The organism is Methylobacterium sp. ME121 (assembly GCF_000974725.1).
Classification (GTDB): Bacteria; Pseudomonadota; Alphaproteobacteria; order Rhizobiales; family Beijerinckiaceae; genus Methylobacterium; species Methylobacterium radiotolerans.
Window position 1 is genome coordinate 42,560 of record NZ_BBUX01000025.1, and the last position, 20,237, is coordinate 62,796.

General features: G+C 72.6%; 15 protein-coding genes and 1 pseudogene. 4 read left to right on the forward strand and 12 right to left on the reverse strand.

Annotated elements, in window-relative coordinates; genetic code table 11:
- Positions 1-81 precede the first annotated feature (81 nt).
- Complete coding sequence (locus ME121_RS33725) at positions 82-882, forward strand: trypsin-like serine protease (protein ID WP_012321849.1); 801 nt, start codon at positions 82-84, stop codon at positions 880-882.
- A gap of 16 nt (positions 883-898) precedes the next feature.
- On the opposite strand, the pseudogene ME121_RS33730 reads toward ME121_RS33725, so the two are convergent.
- The 4 genes and pseudogenes from ME121_RS33730 to argJ form a co-directional block, all read right to left on the reverse strand.
- Positions 899-1,240 (reverse strand): annotated as a pseudogene (locus ME121_RS33730) (transposase); the annotation flags it as partial.
- Between the two features lie 143 nt (positions 1,241-1,383).
- Positions 1,384-1,824 (reverse strand): (deoxy)nucleoside triphosphate pyrophosphohydrolase, encoded by a 441-nt coding sequence (locus tag ME121_RS16915; RefSeq protein WP_012321850.1) that lies wholly within the window; start codon positions 1,822-1,824, stop codon positions 1,384-1,386.
- Positions 1,821-2,537 carry an SIMPL domain-containing protein gene (locus ME121_RS16920; RefSeq protein WP_059409234.1) on the reverse strand — a complete coding sequence of 239 codons (717 nt, stop codon included), beginning with the start codon at positions 2,535-2,537 and terminating at the stop codon, positions 1,821-1,823. The genes ME121_RS16915 and ME121_RS16920 overlap by 4 nt, the downstream gene beginning before the upstream one ends.
- Entirely contained in the window at positions 2,534-3,784 is a 1,251-nt protein-coding gene (argJ, locus tag ME121_RS16925; protein ID WP_059409236.1) for a bifunctional glutamate N-acetyltransferase/amino-acid acetyltransferase ArgJ, read from the reverse strand. Before argJ ends, ME121_RS16920 begins: the two co-directional genes overlap by 4 nt.
- 230 nt (positions 3,785-4,014) lie before the next feature.
- Between argJ and ME121_RS16930 the strand changes: the two genes are divergently transcribed.
- Both ME121_RS16930 and ME121_RS16935 read left to right on the forward strand, forming a co-directional pair.
- Positions 4,015-4,449, forward strand: coding sequence for a response regulator (locus ME121_RS16930; RefSeq protein WP_012321853.1), 435 nt, complete (start codon positions 4,015-4,017; stop codon positions 4,447-4,449).
- A gap of 538 nt (positions 4,450-4,987) precedes the next feature.
- Positions 4,988-6,934, forward strand: a complete 1,947-nt coding sequence (locus tag ME121_RS16935) for a methyl-accepting chemotaxis protein (protein WP_012321854.1) — start codon at positions 4,988-4,990, stop codon at positions 6,932-6,934.
- 9 nt (positions 6,935-6,943) lie between these two features.
- On the opposite strand, the gene ME121_RS16940 is transcribed toward ME121_RS16935, so the two are convergent.
- From ME121_RS16940 to ME121_RS16970, 7 genes are all read right to left on the reverse strand, one after another.
- Positions 6,944-7,795: a hypothetical protein gene (locus ME121_RS16940; RefSeq protein ID WP_012321855.1), complete on the reverse strand. Its 852-nt coding sequence runs from the start codon at positions 7,793-7,795 to the stop codon at positions 6,944-6,946.
- Positions 7,796-7,922: 127 nt separating this feature from the next.
- Positions 7,923-8,726 (reverse strand): pyrroline-5-carboxylate reductase, encoded by an 804-nt coding sequence (gene proC / locus ME121_RS16945; protein WP_041372842.1) that lies wholly within the window; start codon positions 8,724-8,726, stop codon positions 7,923-7,925.
- Positions 8,727-8,752: 26 nt separating this feature from the next.
- A complete protein-coding gene (locus ME121_RS16950; protein ID WP_012321857.1) occupies positions 8,753-9,262 on the reverse strand; it encodes a type III secretion system chaperone family protein in 510 nt (169 codons plus the stop codon).
- Positions 9,263-9,552: 290 nt separating this feature from the next.
- Positions 9,553-9,837 (reverse strand): accessory factor UbiK family protein, encoded by a 285-nt coding sequence (locus tag ME121_RS16955; protein WP_012321858.1) that lies wholly within the window; start codon positions 9,835-9,837, stop codon positions 9,553-9,555.
- Positions 9,838-9,996: 159 nt separating this feature from the next.
- A complete protein-coding gene (locus ME121_RS16960; protein ID WP_012321859.1) occupies positions 9,997-10,245 on the reverse strand; it encodes a hypothetical protein in 249 nt (82 codons plus the stop codon).
- A gap of 133 nt (positions 10,246-10,378) precedes the next feature.
- Positions 10,379-11,095: a PhoH family protein gene (locus ME121_RS16965; protein ID WP_012321860.1), complete on the reverse strand. Its 717-nt coding sequence runs from the start codon at positions 11,093-11,095 to the stop codon at positions 10,379-10,381.
- A 413-nt stretch (positions 11,096-11,508) separates the two neighbouring features.
- Positions 11,509-13,902: an ATP-dependent helicase gene (locus ME121_RS16970; protein WP_059409238.1), complete on the reverse strand. Its 2,394-nt coding sequence runs from the start codon at positions 13,900-13,902 to the stop codon at positions 11,509-11,511.
- Between the two features lie 422 nt (positions 13,903-14,324).
- Between ME121_RS16970 and ME121_RS16975 the strand changes: the two genes are divergently transcribed.
- Positions 14,325-17,780: an AsmA family protein gene (locus tag ME121_RS16975; RefSeq protein WP_059409239.1), complete on the forward strand. Its 3,456-nt coding sequence runs from the start codon at positions 14,325-14,327 to the stop codon at positions 17,778-17,780.
- 194 nt (positions 17,781-17,974) lie between these two features.
- Here the strand turns inward: ME121_RS16975 and ME121_RS16980 are convergent, their stop codons facing one another.
- Positions 17,975-20,110, reverse strand: a complete 2,136-nt coding sequence (locus ME121_RS16980; RefSeq protein WP_043074847.1) for a S9 family peptidase — start codon at positions 20,108-20,110, stop codon at positions 17,975-17,977.
- Between the last annotated feature and the right edge of the window lie 127 nt (positions 20,111-20,237).

Consider the following 20,237-nt stretch of genomic DNA (forward strand, 5'->3'; position numbering starts at 1 on the left):
TGGCGACGAGAATTGAAATAGAGGATTATAAATCTTGGCAGGCGCTCTTCGGGGTGCCTGCCCACAATCGCATTAGGTCATATGAAATATTTCTGCACGATTTTGTCTGTGCTTGTTTGTATCGTAGTATTATTGCATTCAGTTTCGACATCGTATGCGAGCAAAGTATTTGAATATTCACACGTAGGTATATATGAAAAAGATCAATTTGTTTGTCGAGGGCTGAAAATCGGCAACGATATCATAACGGCGGCCCATTGTTTTCGAGGTAGAGAGGGGCTCGGAGTTAGATATTTTGTCGGCAGTCGGGTCGGATTTTCTGAAGTCTCGAGAGTAAAAACTTTGTATTCTCGCTCGCCCATTACTGACATAGCCATATTTCAGGCGAATACCCCTCTCGCGGCCGAAGTCGATGGCGTTATCGCCATCGGGGATGCTGAGCCGATCGAGAATTTCAATGACGAGCAGAGTTTCTCAATCGAATTAAAGACATTTGACGCCAGCGGACATGACGCGCGTTCCCGGATCGTCGAAATTGTGCCGATGCATTACTCGAAGGGATACGATGATGTCGTCCTTCTGTCTCTCGATAAGCAGAGCCGTATCAGTCTTCCTGGTCCGAAAAGCGCCGGATCGATGGCGTTTTCGATCAACATGCATGAGAACATGATCGTCGATCGCTCGGATTTGATATGCCAGGGCCAGTCAGGGTCGCCGGTCTTTGCGCGCAAGAATGGTGTAAAGTATCTTATAGGCATTCTTATTCGCGGGCAGCCGAATGGATACTATAACACCGTTCTGTGCGGAAACGGAGCTTATGCTCTCCGACTTGATGGTGCGGCCGGAGCTTGGATAAGAAAGAATTTGGATCCGACGGACTAGGGTTTGGACTCGTTCTGCACCAGAAGGCGATGACGGCAGCCAGGGCGACGGTTGAGGCGTCGTTGCGGGCGAGCGTGTCGTATCGCGTGGCTATGCGGCGGAAGTCCTTGAGGTAATTGAAGGTTGCCTCGATGCGCCCGCGGTCCCGGTCGTGCCGCTTGTCGTGGTGGATCCTTCTCTTGCTGCCGCGCTTGCACAGGTCAGCGCGCAGCCCGTCGGCGTCGTAGCCCTTGTCGGCGCTCAGGCGGCGGATCCGGCCGGGCGCTTCGGCCAGGACGGCCGGAGCGGCGGTGACGTCGCCGGCGTTGCCGGGCGTCAGCCGGAGGGCGCCGGGCCGGCCGAGGACTGCGGTGATCGCTCCCGTCCCGCCGTCCTCGCGAGCGGAGCGAAGCGATCCCGTCGGCGCGACGCCGGCTGATGTCACCCGGCTCCGGGATCGCTTCGCTGCGCTCGCGAGGACGGTGCGGGTCCGTCACCCGGTCGCCTCAGCCGGATACCCTCTCAGACCTCGAGCAGGTCGATCAGGAACGGGATCAGCGGCGCGTCGGCCGGCGGCATGGCGAGATCGCGCAGCGCCTTCGGCCGGACCCATCTGAGCGCCTGCCCCTCCATCGGGCGCGGCGTGCCGGTCCAGCGCCGGCAGACGTAGAGCGGCATCAGAAGGTGGAAGTCCGGATAGGCGTGGCTGGCGAAGGTGAGCGGCGCGAGACACGGCTCCTCGACCCGGATGCCGAGTTCCTCGGCGAGCTCCCGGATCAGCGTCTGCTCGGGACGCTCGCCGGGCTCGACCTTGCCGCCGGGGAACTCCCAGAGACCGGCGAGCTGCTTGCCCGCCGGGCGCTCGCTCACCAGGACGCGGCCGTCGACGTCGACGAGGGCGACGGCGACCACGAGGAGCAGGCGCAGGGGCGCGGCCGCGGGGGCGCTATCGGGCGCGCTCACTGCGCCACCGCGAAGGTGGCCGAGACCTCGGAGGACATCTGGATCGTGCCCGCCTCGAGGGGCACCCGCCGCCCCTTGGCGGCCATCGGGGCCGCGCGGGCCATCTCCGGCGCCGGGCGGTACGGCGTGGCGGCCGCGGTGCTCAGCGTGCAGAGCGGGCCGAGCTTGGCGCCGACCGCCTCGGCGAGGGACTCGGCCCGGCTGCGGGCGTCCCGGGTCGCCGCCACCTGAAGGGCCGCCTCGCTCTTGTCCGGGTCGCGCAGCCCGAAGCTGACGCCGTCGATGCGGTTGGCGCCGGAGTCGAGGGCCTGCCGGAGCAGGTCGCCGAGGCGGTCCATGTCGGCGAGCCGGACCGTGACGAGGTTGCCGGCGCGGTAGCCGTCGGGCTCCTCGGTGACGGCGCCCCCCGGCCGGGCGACGGGGCGGGTCGCCGCCTGCAGGGTGACGGCGGCGGTGCCGATATCGGCCGGCGGAACTCCGAGGGCGCGGGCCTGCGCCGAGACGCCGGTCACCGCCTTCGAGGCCGCGTCGAGGGCGGCCGCCGCACTCGCCCCGCGCGCCTCGATGCCGACGGTCACCTCGGCGAAGTCCGGCGCCCGCGTCTCCGACGCGCGCCCGACGACGCTGATGTGGCGCTTGCACGCCGCGTCGTCGGCCCGCGCCGCGGTCGCCAGGCCCAGGACGAGGAGGGCGCCGGACAGGAGCGCCCTCACGAGCGGTAATCCCCGTTGATCTCGACGTAGGCCTTGGTCAGGTCGCAGGTCCAGACGCGGGCGGTGCCGTTGCCCAGGCCGAGATCGACCCGGACCGTGATCTCCGGTTCGCGCATCACGGCGCTCGCCGCCGCCTCGCTGTAGTCGGGGTCGCGGGCGCCCTGGACGGCCACCCGCACGTCGCCGAACCAGATCGCGAGCCGGTCGCGGTCGGCGGGCTCGCCGGCCTTGCCCACGGCCATCACCACGCGGCCCCAGTTGGCGTCCTCACCGGCCACCGCGGTCTTCACCAGCGGCGAGTTGGCGATCGACATGGCGATGCGGTGCGCGGAGGCGTCGCTCTCGGCGCCGGTGACCCGCACGGTGACGAACTTGCGCGCGCCCTCGCCGTCCTTGGCGACGAGCTGGGCCAGCTCGATCAGCAGGCCGTCGAGCGCCTCCCGGAAGCCGGCGAGCCGCGCGTCGGCGGGATCGGTGACCGCCGGGTTGCCGGCCCTGGCGGTGGCGAACAGCATCAGCGTGTCGGAGGTGGAGGTGTCGCCGTCCACGGTCACGCAGTTGAAGCTGGTCTTCGTCCCCGCGGACAGGAGCGCCTGCAGCACGTCCTGCGGCAGGGCCGCGTCGGTGAAGACGAAGGACAGCATCGTCGCCATGTCGGGGGCGATCATGCCGGCGCCCTTGGCGATGCCGTTGATCGTCACGCGGACGCCGTCGATCTCGGCCGTGCGGGTGGCGAGCTTCGGGAAGGTGTCGGTGGTCATGATCGCCCGGGCCGCCGCGGTCCAGGCGGCCGGCCCGTCCTCGGCCCGCGCCGCGCAATCCGCGAGCACGCCGGCGAAGCGCTCCGCCGGGAGCGGCTCGCCGATCACGCCGGTCGAGGCGACGTAGACCTCGCGCGCGGTGCAGCCGGCCGCCGCCGCGGCGATCTCGACGGTGCGCGCCACCGCGTCGCGCCCGAGGCGGCCCGTGAAGGCGTTGGCGTTGCCGGAATTGACCACGAGCGCCCGCGCCGACCCGTCCGCCAGGGCGTCGCGGCACCAATCCACCGGCGCCGAGGGGCATTTCGACCGGGTGAACACCCCCGCCGCCCGGGTCCCCGACTCGAGGGCGACGTAGAGCACGTCGGTGCGGCCGCTGTAGCGGATCCCCGCCTGGGCGGTCGCGATTCGCACCCCCGGCAGGGGCGGCAGGTCGGGCATCGCGGTCGGCGCCAGCGGGGAGACGGGAGGGGCTTTCGCGGACGACATCGGCTCGGGCTCCGGCAGCGCGCGGCACAGGTTCCGCGGCGGCCCGGTGTTGCCCGCGCGACCCCTCCGGCGTCAACTCCGTGCCTAGCCTATGGTCAGGCTGCCGGAGTGCATCGCCTTTGTGCAACGGCGGCGCCGAATGCGGCGCGATCACGGCGCCGGGCTTGCGTGGGGATTGCATCCCAGCTTAGCATGCTGCATCGCAAAGCCAGCGCGAAGTCGAGTGCGGAATGCCCCCAGCCGACGTCGAGACTGCCTCGAGCAGCCTTCCCCAGGGCAGCTGCTACCGGATCCAGGTCCTGGTGGTGGGCCGTCACAAGCGCTGGCGCGACGAGGTCTCGACCCAGGTCCGGATGCTGGGCTATCAGGTCACCGCCTGCGACCGCGGCGTCGACGCCATGACGGTTCTGGCCCTGGGTCTCCCGGTCGACGTGATGGTGGTCGACACCGCGCTGCAGGGCGGCCTGTGCTGCGCGCAGCTCGCCGTCGAGTCCCGGGCCCTGCGCCCGGCCCTGCGCATCATCCTCGCCAGCGACCCGGTCGACGCGGTTGGGCCGGACGCGTCGGCCCGCGTGCCGGACGCGCTGCTCGTCCGGCGCGACCAGCTCCAGAACGGGATGGTCGCCACGACCATGCGCGAGGCGCTGGCGAACCGCGCGGCCTGAAGTCCGGCGCGACGGCCCGAGAAGGCTCGCGACGCGGCGCTCGAATCGTGCCCGACGCGACTCACGGCGTCGCCGCGCCTCCGCGCAGGTTCGGGACTGCCGCGATCGGAACTTCCCGCCCGATGTCAGCAACGCGCGCGGCGCCGCGCGGCGATCCAGATGCAGCATCCGCGTGATCCGGTGAGAGGGATCCGCGCGGAGTTCTGACGCGGCTCGGCAGCGGACACGCGCAAGGCGAAGCTGTCGGGCGGCCCGGGACGCGCGGTCAGAACTGGTCCATCGCGGCGAGAACGCCCCGATTGCCGTCTGCGCGCGCGGCCCAGCATCTGCGGCCGCCTCGTCCGGCCGAGATATCAAGTCTATTCTCGGACAGGGACGCCCTCTATCTATAGTACAAGTTGAACTTGATCGAGTGACACGATGTTGTCATGATCGTATCGTCTATCATCCGGCCGAGAAATTGGCTTGTTCTGTGGAAGATACGCCTGTGACAATTGGGATACGCGCGCGCGTCTACGCGGGATTTGCAGTGCTCGTCATGATCACGGGCATCATCGGTGCATTCGCGATCTACCAGCAGGGTGTGATCAGTGACGACCACGCGCTTCAGGAGCGGGTGGAGCGGGGTGCACAATCGGTCCTGCTGATCGACGGTCATGCCGCGCGCCTCATCGGAGCTGCCGAACGGTACCGGCTCCAGCCGGATCCCGATCTGATCGTCGCGATGGAGCAGACCCGGCGGGCGATCGAGCAGACCTGCGACAAGTACTTCTCGCTGGCCATCACGGACGGAGGGCGGAAGCTGTACGACGACATGCGGGAAGCCGCCCGCGCGATGAAGCCGGAGCTGGAGCGCCTCGCGGCCACGGGTGCGAGCCTGCGTGAGGCCAGGGCGAGACTCTACGAGACCGGCAATACCCTCACGGTCCTTCTCGGAAACATGCTCGCGGACGTGCGCGCCCGGGGCGGCGAGGCGATGCTGGCGCGGACCGAGCACATCGAGAATGCGATCCTGCGGTCCCGCATCGCGTCGGCCCGCTTCGTGATCGGCCTGGATCCGCAGGATCGCAGCGCCTTCGAGCAGCGGGCCGAGCAGGCTCTGGCGACCCTGGACGCGTTCAAGGACACGCAGGGCGGCGCGGCCTTCGCGCAGCAGCTCAGGGCCGTCCGCGACGCGCTGATCGCCGCCGCGGCCGGCTTCCGCGCGTACGATCAGGCGGTGGCGTCGGCGAAGGCGACGTTCGAGACCGGGATCAAGCCCCACGCCGACGCGATCGACCGGCTCGGCGTCGCGCTGCGCGACCGGATCGTGGCCGCCGGCGAGCGGATTTCCCGGGACACCGCGCTGGCCGCCTCGCGGGCCCGGTACATCCTGATCGGTCTCGTCGCCGCGGCCCTGCTCCTCGGCGGTGTCCTGGCCCTCGTGCTGGCCCGCAGCATCATCCGGCCGGTCGCCGGCATGACGGAGGCGATGACGCGGCTGGCCGGCGGCGACCTTCAGGTCGCCGTGCCGCACCGCGACGCGCGCGACGAGATGGGCGCGATGGCCAAGGCCGTCGACGTCTTCCGCCAGAACGCCGTCGCCCGGGTCGAGCTGGAGGCGGCGCAGGCCGCCGAGCGGGAGGCCCGCCTGCGCCGGGCCGAGCGGGTCGAGCAGCGGGTCCAGACCTTCCAGCAGAAGATCGCCGCCTCGCTCGACATCGTCACGGCGGCGACCAGCGAGCTCGACGCGACCGCTCAGGCGATGACCCAGGTGGCCGAGAATACCAACAGCCAGGCGATGACGTCGAGCTCGGCCGCCGCGCAGACCTCGGCGAACGTCCAGACCGTCGCGTCGGCCGCCGAGGAGATGGTCTCCTCTCTCCAGGAGATCGAGCGGCAGGTCGTGCGCTCCAACGAGGTGGCCGGTCACGCCGCCCACGAGGCCGAGGCGACCAACGCCGCCATGGCGGGCCTGCGCGCGGCCGCCGAGCAGATCGGCGCCGCCGTGGTCATGATCTCCGGCATCGCGAACCAGACCAACCTGCTGGCCCTCAACGCCACCATCGAGGCGGCGCGGGCCGGCGAGGCGGGGCGCGGATTCGCGGTCGTGGCCTCCGAGGTGAAGGAGCTCGCCGCGCAGACGGCGCGGGCCACCGGGGAGATCGGCGGCCAGATCGCCGCGATCCAGGCGTCCTCCGGGCAGGCCGCGGAGGCGATGGCGCAGATCGCCCGCACGATCGCCGCCGTGAACGAGATCAGCGGCGCCATCGCGGCGACCGTGGTGCAGCAGACGGCGGCGACCGGCGAGATCTCGCGCAATGCCGGCGAGGCCGCGCGGGGCACGGAGGGTGTCTCGGCCAGCGTCGCGCGCGTGCTGGCCGCCGCCCGGGAGGCCGGCAGCGCCGCCGCGCAGGTCCAGAGCGCGGCGTCCGAACTGGCGACCCAGTCCCTGACGGTCAAGCGCGAGGTCGCCAGCTTCCTCAGCGATATCCAGGCCGCGTGAGCGGGCGGCCTAGATCGCGGCGGCGGGATCGGTCTCGTCGCCGTCGCGGCTCCGCCGCTCGCGCGGCCGCCGCTCCAGGAACGAGCGGCCGATGGCGCGCAGCGGCGCCGTGAGCCGGCGGACATCCTCCGCCCGCTCCATGATGCGCTCGCCGTTGCGGATCTCCTTGTCGAGCCGCGCCATCGTCCGGGCCAGGGCCGGATCATCGTCGTCCAGCCAGACCTGGGTCACGCGGGCGAAGGCGATGACCACGCCCTGCAGCTTGAGCTGCCCGAGCGAACCCTCGGTGTCGATCCCGGCCGCCGCCAGCATGTAGCGGTGCGAGTTCAGCATGACGCCGTTCAGCGCCAGCATCGAGAGCGGCTCGCCGCGGAGCGCGTAGGCGATCCGGCGCAGTGCCGGCTTGTAGGGCTCCATGGCGTCGAGGCGGCGCATCAGCACGTCGAACAGCCGCTCCCGGCTCGGCTCCTCCTCCAGGCCCGTGAGGTCGCCCTCCAGAACCTTGCGGTCGATGATGCGGGTCAGGCCGCCGAGGACAGCTCCCTTCGAGGGGAAGAGGTCGCGCAGCTCGGCCAGCGTGAGGCCGGCCTCGCGGGCGATGTCGCTAACCTCGATGTCGTTCCAGGGCTGCTCGGCGGCGAGGCGCATCAGGGCCTCGACGGCGGCCTCCCGGGGCGGCAGCTTCGGCGCACCGCCCTTCGCCCCCGCATCGGCAGCTTCGGCCGCACCGGCCCGGGCGGCCCCCGGCGCGACGCCCTCGGGCGCGACGCTCGCGTGGGCAGCGCTCTCTTGATCGGTGCCCGCCTTGGCGGGGCTCGCGGCCTTGCGGGGCCGCTTGGAGGGGGCTTTGCTGTCGGTCATGAGTCGGTCGCCCGGTCTGATCGGTCGTGTCGCCTCATGTAGGCGGACGGGCCGCGAAGGGCAGGTCCGTCGCGCGGCCATGCCGCACGGACGCCGCCCGATGTCAGCCCCCGCCATCAGCCCGATGTCAGCCGGACAGTTCCCCCGCCCGCCGACGGGCCGCGGCCACGGCCTCCCGCATCAGCGCGCCGAGGCCGTCCGGCCGCATCAGCACCTCGAGGGCCGCCGCGGTCGTGCCGCCGGGCGACGTGACGTTGCGGCGCAACTCCGCCGCCTCGGCCGGGCTGGCATCGAGGAGCGCGCCGGCCCCCGCCACGGTCGCCCGGGCGAGGCTGCGGGCGACCTCAGGTTCCAGGCCGGCCGCGATGCCGGCCTCCGCCAGGGTCTCGGCCAGCAGGAAGACGTAGGCCGGTCCGGAGCCCGAGACCGCCGTCACCGCGTCGATCTGCGCCTCGTCGGTGAGCCACGCCACCGCGCCGTTCGCGGCGAGCAGCGCCTCGGCGGCCGCCCGCTGCGCCGGGGTGACCTCGGGGCTCGCGCAGGCGCCGGTGGCGCCCCGGCCGATGCTCGCCGGGAGGTTGGGCATCGCCCGGACGATCGCGCGCGCCCGCGGCAGCCGGCCGCGGAGATCCGCGACGGTCTTGCCGGCCAGGATCGAGACGAGGAGCGTGTCGCGGCCGATGAGCCGGTCGAGCCCGGGGGCCGCCGTGTCCAGGCCCTGCGGCTTGATCCCCAGGACCAGGACGGCGCCGGGCTCGGGGTCGGTCGGGTTCAGGGCGATGCCCCGCTCGGTGCAGAGATCCACGATCGGGCGCGCGGGCACCGGGTCGACGATGGTGGTGCGGCGCGGGTCGAGGCCCGCGTCCAGCCAGCCCGCCAGCATCGCGCCGCCCATCTTGCCGGCCCCGGCCAGGACCAGGGAGGCGGGCATCCGCGCCGTCGAGGCGCCCGGCCCGGTCACGCCTCGCCTTCGGTCTCGAACAGGACGGCGTCGAGGGCCTCGCGGGCGCTCTTGCCGGCCCAGAGGACGAACTGGAACGCCTGGAAGTAGCGCTCGCAGGCGTCGACCGCCGTCCTCATCATGGTGGCGCATTGCGGATGGGTCGGGACGGCGCCGCCGGTCAGCAGCAGCGCGTGCCGGAACATCACCACGCTGTCGGTCGTCCAGAGGTCGAAGTGGCCGACCCAGAGCTGCTCGTTGATCAGGGCGATGAGGCGCATCACCTCGGTGCGCTGCCGCTCCGGCACCTTGAGGTCGAAGGCGCAGGCGACGTGCAGCGCCTCGACGTCCTCGATCCACGTGAAGGCAACGTTGTAGTCGGTCCAGCGACCGGGGCTCGTGACCGACATCTCGTCGGTCTCGGCCCGGTCGAAGATCCAGTCGCGCAGGGAGGCCAGCCGCTCGACGACGTCGAGCGGATGCTCGTTCCGGTCCGGGTCGTGGAAGTCGACGTTGAGAAGCGGCATGACGATCCAAATGGACGGCCCGGACGAGATCCGGCCCGACGTGGCGGTGACGCGAAACCGGAGCGCGAGAACACTCCGAGAACTTGAACGACCGGCAGATCTAGGCCGGCGGTGATGCGATCGACTGTCGAAGCTCTGCGGACATCGCCCCGCTGCCCCCGAATCACCCTATGCCCGACTATAGACCGGCCGTGACTCGCGACACAAAGTGCAGGTCACATTCAGTGAACAGGAAACCGGATCGTCGACGCCGCTTCCTGTGTAAAAGCCCGCGGCGTTGCCGCGGAGACTCAGACCACCTCGCTCAGGCCCGCGGCGCCCGCTCCGGCGCTGCCGGCTCGCGCCTCCAGGGCCGCCACGCGGGCCGTCAGGGCCTCGTTCTGCGCCTGCAGCTGGGTCACGAGGTCGCGGAGCACGTCGAGCTCCTCGCGCGAGGCGATGTCGAGGTCGCGGACGACGCGCTCGAGCTGCGCCCGGACCACGGTCTCGGCCTCGCGGCGGACGCCCTGGGCGGCGCCGGCGGCGTCGGTCATCAGGCGGGCGAGGTCGTCGAACAGTCGATTGGAGGGGGGCATCGGGGTCTCCCGGATCGGCCGGCTGCCGCGGCGGCCGCCTGACGGCGCGATTCGAGCCGACGAGATAGGAATCTTCGCGATGGGGAGCAACGCCCGGCCCGGTCCGGGACCGGGCAGGGAGGCGGAGCAGGGCCGTCGAGGCCCGCTCCGCCGACGCCATCACATGTGGCGCATCATGCGGCGGTGCATGCGGCGATGCATCATCCGGCGCTCCATCCGGCGGTGCATCATGCGACGCTCCATGCGCCGGTGCATCATGCGGCGCTCCATCGGGGTCAGGCGGACGTGGGTCACCGCGTCGGGGGCCGCGACGGCGCCGGGCATCGCGGGGGCCGCCGAGGCCGGCTGGACGAGGGCGGCGCCGCCGAGGGAGGCCAGCACGGCGAAGGCGAAGGTCAGTTTCCTCACGAGGAGACTCCAGTTCTCTGAAGGCCGGGCTCGGCGCCCGGTTCATCCTCCCGGATGGGAGGTGCGGAGAGTCGTCTCGTGCCGGGGGACGGCACGGCGGGCCTGCGAGGACCCGCCGCCATCAACTTTCGATTTAGAGATTCGTTTCCTCGAACGCCTTCACCCATTCGGCGCAGATGCCCGAGCGGACGATGTCGTTGCGGGTGAACTCCACCACCGGGATCGGCATCATCCGGCTCTTGACCATGTGCATGACGGTGCGCAGGCCCGAGGTCTCGCGGAGATCCGTCTGCGAGACGTCGCCGTTGATGATGACCTGGCAATCGTCGCCGATTCGGGTCAGGAACATCTTGATCTCGTTGATCGTGGTGTTCTGCGCCTCGTCCAGGATCACGAGGCAGTTCTTGAAGGTCCGGCCGCGCATCACCTCGAAGGGGACGATCTCGATGTCGCCGGTCTTCAGGGCGATCTCGAAGGCGGCGGCGCCCATGCGCTCCTTCATGGCCTCGGTGAGCGGGGCGACCCAGGGGGCGATCTTCTCTTCCAGGGTGCCGGGGAAGTAGCCCAGCGACCGGCCCGAGGGCACGTTCGGGCGGGTGATGACGACCTTGGCGATGCGGCGCTGGCGGAGCTGGTCCGCCGCGCGGGTGCCGGCGATGAAGGTCTTGCCGGTGCCGGCGGGCCCCAGGACGATGACCTGCGGCGAGCGGGCGAGGGCGTCGAGGTACTCGGCTTGGCGCTCGGTGAGCGGTTGGATGGGAGCGAGATTGCGTTCTTCGTCGAAGCGTGTGCGATGAATGCGGGACGTGCGGTCTTCAACCAGTTCAAGTCGTGCGCGGCGTCTCTTCATGGATGTACACTCCAACGGGACTTGCCAACCTGGATCTGTATCTGAACTGCCGTTTACCTGCGTGCTCCCGGGTCTACTCGTTTGCGGAACTTAATACCGGCCCCAGGCCGAAGGTTCCGCCCCGCGCTCGTCCGCCTGTGGAGAGCGTCACGACGTTCCGTGCGCGGCCGAATACGCGATGCAACTGACGCACCATCGCGATTCGCGCCCGACGATTGCGCGTCGGGTGTGACTAAGGGGTGACGGTCGGTCGAGAGGCTTCGGAAAAGCCGCGCGGCTGGCGCGGATGCATCAGGTTCGGGACGGTGGTGTCGCGGTGACGCGGCATCCGGCACGATCGCGATCCTCCCCGCCCGCACGGGCGAAGCCGGCCGACCCTGCCGCCCTGACACGTCCGGGCTTGGTCGGCGGGACTAGCTCGATCCGGCCTGGACGAAGCTGTCGAGGACCATCTTCCGGCCGGCCTTGTCGAAGTCAACGGTCAGCTTGTTGCCGTCGACCGCGGCGACCGTTCCGGGGCCGAACTTGGTGTGGAAGACCCGCTGGCCGGCCTGGAAGGCCGAGGGCGCGCCGGTCGACTTGGCGATCAGCTCGCCCTCGATCTGGCGCGGACCGCCCGCTTGGCCGCCGGACCGGCCGCCCGGGGCCGCCGCGCGGAAGCCGCCCGCGGCGCCGAACCCGGACCGGCCGCCCGACGCGGTGTTGGCCTGCGCCCGCTGCCAGCCCGGCGTGCCGTAGCTCGACCCGAACGGCGCCGGGTTGCGGTCGAACCGCGAGGCGCCGGCGGAGAAGTGGGCGGGGGCCTCGACCACGTCGACCGCCGTCTCGGGCAGCTCGTCGATGAACCGGGACGGGATGGTCGAGGACCAGAGCCCGTGGATGCGCCGGTTGACCGCGAAGGACAGCTTCGCGCGCTTGCGCGCCCGGGTCAGGCCGACATGGGCGAGGCGCCGCTCCTCCTCCAGGCCCGCCCGGCCGCTCTCGTCCAGCGCGCGCTGGTTCGGGAACAGGCCGTCCTCCCAGCCGGGAAGGAACACGGTGTCGAACTCGAGCCCCTTGGCGGCGTGGAGCGTCATCAGCGAGACCCGCTCGGCGCCCTCGGCCTCGGAGGCCTCCATCACCAGGGAGACGTGCTCCAGGAAGGCCGCGAGGTCGGGGAACTCCTCCATGGAGCGGACGAATTCCTTCAGGTTCTCCAGCCGGCCGGCGGCGTCGGCGGAGCGGTCCTTCTGCCACATCTCGGTGTAGCCGGACTCCTCAAGGATGGTCTGCGCGACCTCGCTGTGCGGCTGCGATTCCACGAGCCGCGCCCACCGCGAGAAACTCTCGGTGAGCGCCCGCAGGGTGGAGCGGACCCGGGGCTTCAGCTCGTCGGTCTCGCACAGGCGCTCCGCGGCGATCCGCAGCGGCAGCCGGTTGGCGCGGCCGTAGGTGTGGAGCTGCTGCAGGGTGGCGTCGCCCAGGCCGCGCTTCGGCGTGTTCACGATCCGCTCGAAGGCGAGGTCGTCGCTGACGTTCACGGTGGCGCGCAGGTAGGCCAGCGCGTCGCGGATCTCGGCGCGCTCGTAGAAGCGCGGGCCGCCGATGACCCGGTAGGGCAGCCCGAGCTGGACGAACCGGTCCTCGATCTCGCGCATCTGCGCGGAGATCCGCACCAGCACGGCGATCTCCGACAGGGGGTGCTGCTTGGACTGGAGGGATTCGATCGACTCGGCGAGCATCCGCGCCTCCTCCTCGGAATCCCACGCGCCCGTGACGGTGACGCGCTCGCCCGGCTCGTCGTCCGTGCGCAGGGTCTTGCCGAGGCGGCTCTCATTCTTGGCGATCAGCCCGGAGGCGGCGGCCAGGATGTGGCCGGTGGAGCGGTAGTTGCGCTCCAGCCGCACCACCACCGCGCCCGGGAAGTCGTGCTCGAAGCGCAGGATGTTGTCGACCTCGGCGCCGCGCCAGCCGTAGATCGACTGGTCGTCGTCGCCCACGCAGGCGATGTTCTTCCGGGCCTGCGCCAGCAGGCGCAGCCACAGGTACTGGGCGACGTTGGTGTCCTGGTACTCGTCGACCAGGATGTAGCGGAACCGGTCCTGGTAATTGGCCAGGACGTCGGGGTTCTCCCGCCAGAGCTTGAGGCAGAGCAGCAGGAGATCGCCGAAATCGACGGCGTTCAGCGTCGCGAGCCGGGCCTGGTAGGCCGTGTAGAGGGCGCCGCCCTTGCCGAACGCGAAGGCCGCGGCCTCGCCCGGGGGCACCTGCTCGGGGCCGAGGCCGCGGTTCTTCCAGCCGTCGACGGCGTGCGACAGGGCCCGGGCCGGCCAGCGCTTCTCGTCGACGTTCTGGTCGGCGATGACCTGCTTCATCAGCCGGAGCTGGTCGTCGGTGCCGAGGATGGTGAAGTCGGATTTGAGCCCGACCAGCTCGGCGTGGCGGCGCAGGATCTTGGTGCCGATGGCGTGGAAGGTGCCGAGCCAGGGCATGCCCTCGCCGGCCGGCCCGATCAGCGCGCCGATCCGGTGCTTCATCTCCCGGGCGGCCTTGTTGGTGAAGGTCACCGCCAGGATGTCGAAGGGACGCGCCCGCCCGGTGGCGATCAGGTGGGCGATGCGGGTGGTCAGCACCCGGGTCTTGCCGGTGCCGGCGCCGGCCAGCACCAGGACCGGGCCCTCCGTGGTCTCGACGGCGCGGCGCTGCTCGGGGTTCAGCCCCTCGAGGTAGCCGGCCGCCTCGCGGCGGAGGGCGCCCATGGCGCGGGCGGCGATGGACGTGGCGGGCGCGCCGTCCCCGGCGGCCTGCGGATGCGGACGGTTCTGCATCCCGCTTCCCTGGACCAAATCGCGAACGGCGTCGAGGCCGTTCGCGCCGCGAAGGGGGGCGGAGCCATGAAACGCGGCTGCCCGCGCCGGGACGATCCGGGGTCTGCAGGCGCGCGCCGCCTTCCCCTCGGCGGCCGCGGATCGGCACGTGTGCGACCGGGGGGCGCCAGCCGCGGAGCGCGACGAGCCCCCTCTCCTCCACGGGAGAGGGGACCCGCGCCGGGTCCGGAGGCCGCAGGCCCGGCGTGCCGCGAGCCGCCTCGCGCGCGCAGCCCGAGAGCCGCTCCCGACCGTGGCATCGCCGCTGGCGCCCCCGGCGGCTTATCGTGCTATGGCCGTGGCGACTGACTCGCGGGGGCACGCGGGGCACGGCGGCCCGGTGAGGTCGCGGCCTCGCGCAGAGATGGTGCGGAACGGGACCATTGCGTGATCTTCTGACCGCGCTGGCGTGCGCCGTCATCCTGGTTCTCGTGGCGGCGCTCGCGGTCCCGCCCTTCGTCGACTGGCAGGCCCATCGCGGGCTGGTCGAGCGGGCGCTCGCCCGGTCCCTGGGCGTTCCAGTCCGGACCGACGGCCGGATCGAGGTCCGCCTGCTGCCGTCGCCGCGGCTGCGCGTCGACCGCCTGCATCTCGGCACCGATCCGGACCGCCCGAGCCTGGATGCCCGGTTCGTCAAGGCCGAGATCGCCCTCGCGCCGCTCCTGAAGGGCGAGTTCCGCTTCACCGAGACCCGGATCGGCCGGGCCGAGATCAAGCTCCCGGTCGCCGGCCCGGACACGCTGAAGCTGCCGCCCGATTTCGGCGGAGCCCTGCGCGACCGCGACCTCGCCATCGAGAACCTGCAGATCCAGCAGTTCCTCGTCACCACGCAGGTCCCCGCCACCGGGCGGACCGACCAGCTCTACGTCCAGGACCTCCGCCTGCAGGCGCCGGCCCTGGTCGGGCCCTGGCGGATCGAGGGGACGAGCGGCGGCATCCCGTTCCGGGCGGTCAGTGGCACGCCGGGGCCGGACGGGCGCCTCGCCGCCAAGATCTCGGGCGGCGGCGACGCGGCGCCGCGCTTCGAGGCGGACGCGCGGTTCGGCCTCGCCCCTGCCGAGGCCGGCGGCACCCAGGTCGAGGCCGAGGGCTCCGCCCGCCTCGTCGTCGGGCCGCCGACCCAGGCGGCCGGCGCCTACCTGCCGTTCTCGCTGGCCGGCACCTTCAAGGCCCGGGGCACGCAGGTGCGGTTCGAGGCCATCGACCTCGCCATCGACCCCGGCGGCCGGGCCCTGCGGCTCGGCGGCACCGGACGGCTCGACCTGCGCCAGTGGCGCGCCGGTCTGACCCTGGACGCCCGCCGCCTCGACCTCGACGCCTTCCTGGCCTCGGCGGAGGGGCAGAACCTGATCGCCCGCGGCCTGCCGCGCTCGGCCGGCAGCCTGCCGGCGATGCTCGACCTCGACCTCACCGTGGGCAGCGCCGTTCTGGGCGGCGAGGACTGGTCGAACCTCGCCCTCACCGGCACCCTGGAGCGGGCCGGCGGCCTGCTGCTGCGCCGCTTCGCGGTGACCGGCCCGGCCGAGTCCACCGTGACGGCGAGCGGGCAGGTCGAGACGGCGCCGCTGCGCTTCTCCGGTCCGGTGGCGCTCGCCGCCCCCGACTCGGAGGCGCTCGGCCGCTACCTCCGCCGCCTCGGCGCCGAGGGGCCGCTCGTCGCGCTCCTCGACGGGCGGAAGATCGAGGCCGCCGCCGACCTGTCGGCCGCCGGCACCGGCCTGTCCCTGCGCAACATGCGCCTGGGCCTCGGGCCGGCGCGGATCACCGGCAACGCCCGCTACACCGCCGCCGAGGGCACCGAGCGCGGCCGGTTCGAGGCCCAGATCCGCGCCACCGGCCTCGACATCGCCGGCCTGCCGCCCCTCGGGACGGCGCTCGGCACCCTGCGCGACACCGACCTCGCCCTGACCCTGGAGGCCAAGGACGTCCGGTTCGGCGCCGCGGGCTCCGGCACCGGCACGATCGCGGCGCGGATCCAGTCGGACGGCGCCGGCCTCACGGTCGACAGCCTCGACGTCACCGACCTCGCCGGCGCCAGCGCCCGGCTGTCCGGGCAGATCGGCGCGGACGGGACCGGCCGCGTCTCCGGGCGCCTGAAGGCGCCGGCGGCGGCGCCCCTGCTCGGCCTGCTCGAGCGGGTCTGGCTGGGCGAGATCCGCCTGCTGCCCGCCTTCCTGCGGGACGCGCCCCTCGACCTCGCCGTCACCCTCGACCGGGAGGGCGGCGCGGCCGCGGCCCTGCGGACCCAGGCCCGGGGCAGCGCCGGTGGCGGCACCCTCGACCTGACGCTCGCGAGCCGCGGCGCGCGGATCGAGGGCGGCACCGCCACGCTCGCGGCGCCGCGGGCCGGGCCGTGGTTCGGCCGCACCGACATCCCGGGGCTCCAGCAGCCCGCCGAGCTGCACCTGACCGCCGAGAGGCCGGACGGCCAGGCCCTCGCCCTGACGGCGAACGGCACGGTCGCGGGCCTGCGGCTCGCCACCGGCCGCCCGATCCTGGTCGGTCCCGACTTCGTCCCGACCGGCGGCACGCTCCGCGCCGACACGGCGGACCTGGCGCCGTTCCTGACGCTGGCCGGCGCCGCGACCCTGGCGCCGGGGGCGTGGCCGGCCGACCTCACCGTCACGCTGTCGCGGCAGCAGGGCGAGGCCGCCGCCGCGCTCGCCGGCACGGTGGCGGGCGCGGGGGTGAACGGGACGCTGCTGCGGGCGGCGGGCGGGGCCCTGCACGGCCGCCTCGCCCTCGACCGGCTGTCGATCCCGCAGCTCGCCGCCGCCCTGGTGATCCCGCCGGGCGCCAACGGCGCGTTCGCGCCGCCGACCGCCCACCCGGCCGTGTCCCTCGACGTCCGCGTCGCCAGCCTGGATCTCGGCCGCGGCCTCGTCGCCACCGACGCGGCCGCCGCCCTCGGCCTCGCCGACGCGGGCCTCACCCTGCGCGACCTGACCGGCAAGCTCGCCGGCGGCCGGCTCGCGGGCTCGGTGACGGTCGCCCGGCCCGGGGCCGGGGCCTCGGTCTCGGGCTCGGGCAGCCTCGACGACGCGGCGCTCCCGATCCTGGCCGGCGGACCGTTCGGCGGCCGCCTGAGCGCCGACCTGCGCTTCGCCGCCACGGCCGAGACCCTGTCGGGCCTCGCCGACAGCCTCTCGGGCAGCGGCGCGCTCACCCTGACGGACCTGAGCCTGCCCGCGGCCGATCCCGCGGCCCTCGGCCGGGCGCTGGCCCGCGCGGCCGAGATGGACGACCCGCTCCGCGAGGGGCGACTCCAGGCCCTGGTCACCGAGGAGCTCGCCCGGGGCGGCGCGCAGGCGCGGGGATCCGCCCGGGCCGCCGCCACCGTCGTGGGGGGCGTGCTGCGGGCCGGGCCGTTCGACCTCGATCTCGGGCCGGCCCGCTGGGCCGGCACCGTCGGCTACGACCTGCGCGCCGGCCGCCTCGACGTCCGCGGCACGCTCGTGGGCGGCCCGGTGCCCCGCGGCTGGAATGCCGGTCCGCCCGCGGTCCAGTTCGGCCTGACCGGGCCCCTGAGCGCGCCGGAGCGCGCGCTCGACGTCGGCACCCTGTCGAACGGCCTCGCGGCCTTCGTGCTCCAGCGCGAGCTGGAGACGATCGAGCTGACCGAGGCCGACCAGGTGGAGCGTCAGCGCCGCCGCGCCCGGATCGAGATGGACCGCGCCCGCGCGGCGGCCCTCAAGGCCGCGGCCGAGAAGGCCGCCGCCGACAGGGCTGCCGCCGACAAGGCCACCGCCGACAAGGCCGCCGAGGAGGCGGCGAAGCGAGCCCGCAATCCGGAGGAGGGGGTCGCCCAGCCGCCGGCGCCCGCCGAGGCCCGGCCGTGAAGCCCCGGCCGCGTCCCGACGGACCGGGGCGACGCGGAGGCCGCGAAGGGGCCGTCCAGAGCCCACGGTGACCCCCGGAGCCCGCCTCCGAGGCCCGCCGGGGCGGGCACCGCGGGATGAGGGTGTGGAAGGGGGCGATCACCCCGAGAGCCTCGGGCGCAGCACCCGTCGCGGGCGCCGCGCCCGCGCGGCGCTCAGGCCTTGCCCACCGCCATGAGCGCGAAGGCGTAGATCAGCGCCACCTCCTCCAGCCGGTCGAACCGGCCGGCGGCACCGCCGTGGCCGGCCTCCATGTTGATCCGCAGGAGCACCGGCCCGCCGCCCGTCATGGTGGCGCGCAGCCGCGCGACCCACTTGGCCGGCTCCCAGTAGGTCACCCGCGGGTCGGTGAGCCCGCCGAGCGCCAGGATCGCCGGGTAGTCCTTGGCGGCGACGTTGTCGTAGGGCGAGTACGACAGGATCGTCCGGAAGGCGGTCTCGCTCTCGCCCGGGTTGCCCCATTCGGGCCATTCCGGCGGCGTCAGCGGCAGCTCCGCGTCCAGCATGGTGTTGAGCACGTCGACGAAGGGCACGTCGGCGACGATCCCGGCGAACAGCTCCGGCGCGAGGTTGGCCACCGCCCCCATCAGCATCCCGCCGGCCGACCCGCCGTGGGCGACGATGCGCTTCTCGGACGTGTAGCGGGCCTCGATCAGCGCCCGCGCGCAGGCGATGAAGTCCGTGAAGGTGTTGGGCTTCTTCTCGCGCTTGCCGTCGAGGTACCAGCGCCAGCCCTTCTCGGTGCCGCCGCGGATATGGGCGATCGCGTAGACGAAGCCGCGGTCGACGAGGCTCAGCAGGTTCGTGCGGAACGCCGCGGGCATCAGCGTGCCGTAGGAGCCGTAGCCGTAGAGCAGCAGCGGCGCGCCGCCGTCGAGGGCGAGGTCTCGGCGATGCAGCAGCGAGATCGGCACCTGCTCGCCGTCGGGCGCGGTGGCGAAGAGCCGCCGGGTCACGTAGGCGGCCGGGTCGTGGCCGCTCGGCACCGCCTGCCGCTTGCGCAGGAGCCGGGTGCGGGCCGCGCAGTCGTAGTCCCAGGTCTCCGACGGGGTCGTCATCGACGAGTAGACGAAGCGGATCGTGGCCGTGTCGAAGGCGAGACCGGCCCGCAGGCCGAGGGAGTAGGCCTCCTCGGCGAAAGCGACCGTGTGCTCGGTACCGTCGGCGAGGTCGCGCACGACGATCCGCGGCCTGGCGTTCTCGATCTCCAGCCGGATCAGGTGGCCGGCCAGCAGGTGCAGGTGGCGGATCATCACCCCGGACCGGTGCGGCACGAGGTCGGTCCAGTGGGCGCGGCCCGGATCGTCGAGCGGCGCGGTGACGATCTTGAAGTCCTCGGCGCCGTCCGCGTTGGTGCGGATGAACAGGCGGTCGCCGCGGTGCTCGACCCCGTAGATCAGCAGCGGCGTGCGCGGCTCGACGAGGCGCAGGCGGGCGTCCTGCGCGTGCCGGTCGAGGAGCCGGACCTCGGAGGTCTCGTGGTCGCTCACCGTCACGTCGAGGAAGGCGCCGGACTGCGTCTTGCCGATGTGGACGAAGTAGCCGGCGTCGGCCTCCGTGTAGACGGTCTCGTCCTCGCTCTGCCCCGTGCCGACGCGGTGGCGCATCACCTTGGCGGGCCGGTGGTTGGCGTCGACCGCCACGTACCAGAAGCTCGCGCCGTCCGCGGCCCAGACCGCCTCGCCGGAGGTCGCCTCGACCCGGTCGTCGAGGTCGAGGCCGGTGGCGACGTCGCGCACCCGGATCGTGTAGAGTTCCGAGCCCTTGGTGTCGACGCTCCAGGCGAGGCGGGCGTGGTCGTCGGAATGGACGGCGGCGGCGATCTCGAAGAACGGCAGGCCCTCGCCCTCGCGGTCGCCGTCGATGAGGATCGTCTCGTCCGGGTCCGGCCCCGACTCGGGCACGTCGGGGGCGGTGGCCGGCCGCCGGCAGATCAGCGGGTGCTGCCCGCCCTCGCGATGGCGCGTGTAGTAGGCGAAGGGCCCGTCGGGCTCGGGGACGCCGCTCTCGTCCTCCTGGATCCGCCCGCGCATCTCGGCGACCAGCTGGCGCCGCAGCTCCGCGCTCCCGGCGAGCGCCGCCTCGGCGAAGGCGTTCTCGGCCTTCAGGTAGGCGGCGATGTCGTCCGGCAGCGCGGCCGGGTCCTTCAGGACCGTCTGCCAGTTCTCGGCCTTCAGCCACGCGTAGTCGTCAATGATCTCCTGCCCGTGGACGCTGAAGCGCCGCGGCCGGGCCTCGGCCACCGGCGCGCCGGTCCTGTGAGCGAGCAAGCCGTGGCCGATCTCCGTCATCGTCTCTCCCGTCGGGTCCTGTCGCGCGCGGGTGTCGCGTCCGGGTGAGCGGATGTGTCCCGCCGGGCGCGCGGATGCAAGGCGTCCGGAGGCGGGGCCGGGGCGGGAGCCCTGTGCCGCCGGCCGG

Excerpts from the sequence above, each read along its gene's own strand:
- ME121_RS33725 (WP_012321849.1), top strand. The coding sequence starts at position 82 with ATGAAATATTTCTGCACGATTTTGTCTGTGCTTGTTTGTATCGTAGTA.
- argJ (WP_059409236.1), bottom strand. The coding sequence starts at position 3,784 with ATGTCGTCCGCGAAAGCCCCTCCCGTCTCCCCGCTGGCGCCGACCGCG.
- ME121_RS16930 (WP_012321853.1), top strand. The coding sequence starts at position 4,015 with ATGCCCCCAGCCGACGTCGAGACTGCCTCGAGCAGCCTTCCCCAGGGC.
- ME121_RS16935 (WP_012321854.1), top strand. The coding sequence starts at position 4,988 with ATGATCACGGGCATCATCGGTGCATTCGCGATCTACCAGCAGGGTGTG.
- ME121_RS16940 (WP_012321855.1), bottom strand. The coding sequence starts at position 7,795 with ATGACCGACAGCAAAGCCCCCTCCAAGCGGCCCCGCAAGGCCGCGAGC.
- proC (WP_041372842.1), bottom strand. The coding sequence starts at position 8,726 with ATGCCCGCCTCCCTGGTCCTGGCCGGGGCCGGCAAGATGGGCGGCGCG.
- ME121_RS16950 (WP_012321857.1), bottom strand. The coding sequence starts at position 9,262 with ATGCCGCTTCTCAACGTCGACTTCCACGACCCGGACCGGAACGAGCAT.
- ME121_RS16955 (WP_012321858.1), bottom strand. The coding sequence starts at position 9,837 with ATGCCCCCCTCCAATCGACTGTTCGACGACCTCGCCCGCCTGATGACC.
- ME121_RS16965 (WP_012321860.1), bottom strand. The coding sequence starts at position 11,095 with ATGAAGAGACGCCGCGCACGACTTGAACTGGTTGAAGACCGCACGTCC.
- ME121_RS16970 (WP_059409238.1), bottom strand. The coding sequence starts at position 13,902 with ATGCAGAACCGTCCGCATCCGCAGGCCGCCGGGGACGGCGCGCCCGCC.
- ME121_RS16980 (WP_043074847.1), bottom strand. The coding sequence starts at position 20,110 with ATGACGGAGATCGGCCACGGCTTGCTCGCTCACAGGACCGGCGCGCCG.